Below are 4,343 nucleotides of genomic sequence, written 5' to 3' on the forward strand. Positions count from 1 at the left end.
TCCACTATGACAAGCTCAAGGAAGATGCCATTGTCTTAACTCTAGCCTAGCAATTCGTTTCTCCCCTTCATTGAGCTATCAACTCTATCGGGGCTGATACTACTAGTTTAGATACTAGTTTAGAAAATTTTCCTCTTAGGAGGTCATCCTTCTTAACTTTATTCTATAACAGATATTTTTTAGTAGAAATCAAAAATGTTTAATTAGAAATCGAAAATGATTTAATTTTCTTATAGATATAAACAAGGCTATGAATTTTAGTTAATTTCCAGGCGTTGGCTTATCTCCCCAGATTTTTGTAGTTTATTTTACATAAGTTATCTGGCATTTGTAGTTTATTTGACATAACTTTCCTGGCCTTTACTATATGGTTAAAAATCTGAAGAAAATAGTCATAAATTTCTCAATACCATTGTTTTCCGTCTATGGTGCGACAGGCACGGAAGTACCTGACCGCGAAAAATCTCCCCCCTCATACCCTTACCCCCTCATCTTCAAAGGAACTAGTCACCAATTTCTGCCTAGGTGTACTAATAATTACGGGTAATGTAAGGGGTCGTTATCGTTTCTAATCTAGTTGAGAATCATCCCTTACCCATTCCCTATTAACCATATTAGCCATAACCAACTATATACGAGGTATTTTGGCAGTAATTAATTTGACAGTAATTAATTGGACTTGGCACTAGTGCTTGTCGCCGTACTGGCTTAGGAAATCTTTGGGTGTCTTGAGCTGATCAGTACCTTTTACTCCTTGTGGTTAAAACCGATCCACAACCCTTTTGATGCTACGCCCTTAGTTTCACCTACAATCTCCTGTACCGGACTGGCGGTGGAACAATAGATAGGGCAGACTTCTCTCCCAGAAGGTGATGCCAATTTTAGCTGGCTCGAAGTTCCTACCATAACCTGATATAAGTCTTTGACAGTTTTAATAAATAGGGTCTTAGCAATGATGATGTTACTCCCCCTGACCAACTTTCAATGCTAACCACTTTGAGTTGGATTGTCACCTCCGTATCTGCCAAGGGTGAAAGACTCAAAACACTAAATTAAATGGTAAACCTACATTTCATCGATAGACGAAGTAAAATGACTGCCAAAATGCCAAATATTTAACCGCATCATAGAAACTTCTTTTGATTCTAGGTTGCCTTCTTTAGATCTAATTATTACCTCAGCATTGACAAAAATGGATAAGTATGCATAAAGCCAAGGGGACAGCGCATAACTGGAACATAGAACTTCGGATCAAAATTCTCACAATTCCTTTAGGATTGCTATACAAGCAAACTCATATCAACAACCCACAGTTGTTGAGAAATAACTCCCACAACTTATACAAAACTGGACTCCAAAACCTATAACCAAAACCTATAAATACTAGGGTGCGTTAATAACGCACCCTAGTAGTAGAGTTATTACCTAAGTCCTGTTCTCAAAAAGAGACTAGACTTCTGGTGGAAGTAAGAAAGATTAGTGAAATGATTAGTAATGAATCAGTCTATTTGATCCATCTATGTAAAAAATGCATAATCCCTAAAGCCTTACTTAGAATCTCAAGGCTGTCGGTCGCAAAGGGTGAGCAAAGCTCAATCGCAAAGGGTGAGCAAAGCTCAATCTCTACTTTGTATCTGTAGTTACTGTATCTGTAGTTACTGGAGTGGGATACTCTTAAACCGTCACTAATCGGGACGAACCCGTACAAAACGGTCAAGGTGCAATTTATTGTGGTCCGAGTGAGGGGTGGTCATGCGGCTATTAGAGTTAACCTTCCACCCGTCTGTCTGGACGATCCTCAGATCCCGCTGAGGAGTTGCTTGAAAGCCTTAGATTTGCTATGTTTGCTATCAAGGTAGTCAACCGCGATCGCATCAAGCAGATCTAGTCCCAAAATATCTTCCAAGTAACGCGCGGTACGGCGCAATAATACAGCCTGAACCTCGGCTCTAGTCATGAACCGAGTTATCTCGAAGTCGGTACCACGAGCAAGGATATTCTTGGCTGCATTATGGTCAGCCTGCAACACGACCCCATCCCATCCGGTAAAATTTTCCCCAGTCCTTCGCCCTAATAGGGTCCCGTTCCTGGAGTCAACTTGCGACGTATAGCTAGGCTGAACTTCTGTAACAACCGATCCAGTCCAATTAGCCCATTTCTGCAAAGAGTCTCGCATTACTCCTTTCATCCAACTGTTTAATTTGCGAGACACGGCTTTGGACTGGCGTTTATTTCGGATCGGTTTTGTTAAATCTTCCGCGAAAACTTTCAGAGCTTCTCCATTGAAAAGAGACTTAGACGCTGCTCCTATTATTTTCGTCAGTTCTGACTGGTCTTGTCTGTAACGGCGGTTTTCAGCTTTCCTGGTTAAATTATTTTCAAGTATCCTCGCTGATTTAGCTGGATCTATTTTTTCTAGCTTTCTATGAAGTGCCCAGAGCTTCCCCCTCTTTCGGTTTTTGGCACAAATACGATCCGATTTTTTAGTGGCTAATTGTCCTAACCCTTTTCCGTGAGCCTGGCCTTCTGAATCATAGAATGCTTCGGTGTAACCCTTATCTATTCCGACTTCCCTGCCTCTTGAGGGAGTTTCTACTATACCATGATCTACTAAAAAGTGAATTTCAAATTGTCGTGATAACTGGGTGTAAATCAATCTAATCTGACCTTTTACCTTCCGATTAGATTTAACAACTATCTTGTTCCTTTTTCTTCTCGTCAATCCAGCCAATTCTAACTGGTAAGTGTTTCGAGAAAGTCTTTTACACTTGTAGCCACCTTGTTGATAGACTATTTGATTTTTGACCCAAGAATGGCCGCGTTGATATTCTTTCCTGACAAGCCTATGCAGAAGGGAGCTTTCTAGGAAAGCTAAAGTTTCAACTTGTTGGCAAAGCTTTTTGCGTTTTTTTTCGTTGTCTTTCCCTGGGAATTTTTTAGAGATTTTTTTTACTACTGCATCAGTGCAAGCCGCCTGTTGCGCAGTAATGACCTTGGCTACATCACTGACAGCCCATTCCATTAGTTTGGACGGAAGTCCCAATGATTCGGGAGTCCTAAAAGTCCTGACTTCTCGGTACGATTTTTTCCAATCCAGTCCCCAGTAGTTAATACTTCCCAGCTTGTTATAAGACTCGGATCTGACGATGCCCAATTTCTTCATCGTAGACAGTAGTTCAGTCCTTACCGCTTCGGTCATCCCTATCACTGGGACGACCTGAGTCGATATCTTCTTAGTTACTCCTACTTTTTTGGGCATTGATTACGTCTAAACCTATGTTTTCATTTTACTATAGCGCTACTTAAATGTCAATGTCGATTTGATCCTATTTGATCCCGTATTATCCCTATTTTTAGGGGTCTAATTGATGGGCTGTAGTGGTTAACTCAATGGTTGGGGTTGCTACCCCTTGAACTACCAACACTGAGCAAGGAGCATGGTGAACAACATAGTTACTGACACTGCCGAGTACTATTTCTTTTAAACCCCCAAGCCCTCGACGACCTATCATAATTAAATCTGCACCCCACTTTTGGGCTAGCTCACAAATTCCTACACTCGGATCTGCCAATTGACAAGATACTTCGGCAGCGATACCATCATTATTGGCCGCTTCAGCATAACTCCTAAGCCACTCTTTGTTTTCCTCAACGTGTATTTGCAGATTTTCTTGGTGAACCTTTCGCAGACTACCATAGAGGTCTACATCAGCTATGGTGCCAAGACCTACGTAAGGAGTCATCATTTCCTGAGGTTCCCAGTTAAGGCAGTGTACTAGCATCAGAGTACTCTGTTCCTTTTCCGCTAGGTCTAGGGCGTGTTTAAACACTGCTTCTGCTTGGGATGAACGGTCGATTGCTACCAGAATCTTTTTGTAAGCCATGATTAGTTTTTCCTCGTATCTTCACATGGGGTATCGAAGACATGGAATTTAGGCACTGCCAGAAAATCAATCAGGCCTTGCCTTTGTAGCGGAAATATCGGGAAGATGGGGACGGTCCCAAAGCGTGAGCAAAGCTCAATCCTGACGTTCAGTGGAGGCGAGGAGCACCGACATTGGAGACGTTGATTGAATAGTTTCCTGTAGTCAGTGGTGTAGTCAGATATTACTCGATGTGATAGTGTTATATAATTTAATTCTAGAAAAACTACTGACAGATCTTAAATAGTGGTTAACTATTTGTAACACTTTAGCAAAGGGAGTAGGGAGTAGGGAGTAGGGTGTGGGGTGTGGGGAGTCGGGAGTCGGGTAGGCTGTTTATTATGGGCCTTTTACGGGATCGCGTAAGGCGATAACACCCAGAATGGATATCTAGCAAGAGATACACTCTCTCATACTATG

2 protein-coding genes are annotated in these 4,343 nt (G+C 41.7%); both read right to left on the minus strand.

Features of this window, described 5'->3' with window-relative positions; all coding sequences use genetic code 11:
- Positions 1 to 1,798: 1,798 nt before the first annotated feature.
- Entirely contained in the window at positions 1,799 to 3,259 is a 1,461-nt protein-coding gene (locus F6K52_RS32940) for a zinc ribbon domain-containing protein (RefSeq protein WP_293088801.1), read from the minus strand.
- A gap of 94 nt (positions 3,260 to 3,353) precedes the next feature.
- A complete protein-coding gene (locus F6K52_RS32945) occupies positions 3,354 to 3,884 on the minus strand; it encodes a universal stress protein (RefSeq protein WP_293088805.1) in 531 nt (176 codons plus the stop codon).
- Positions 3,885 to 4,343 lie beyond the last annotated feature (459 nt).

Origin of the sequence: Moorena sp. SIO3H5 (genome assembly GCF_010692395.1) — a bacterium.
Taxonomy (GTDB): domain Bacteria; phylum Cyanobacteriota; class Cyanobacteriia; order Cyanobacteriales; family Coleofasciculaceae; genus Moorena.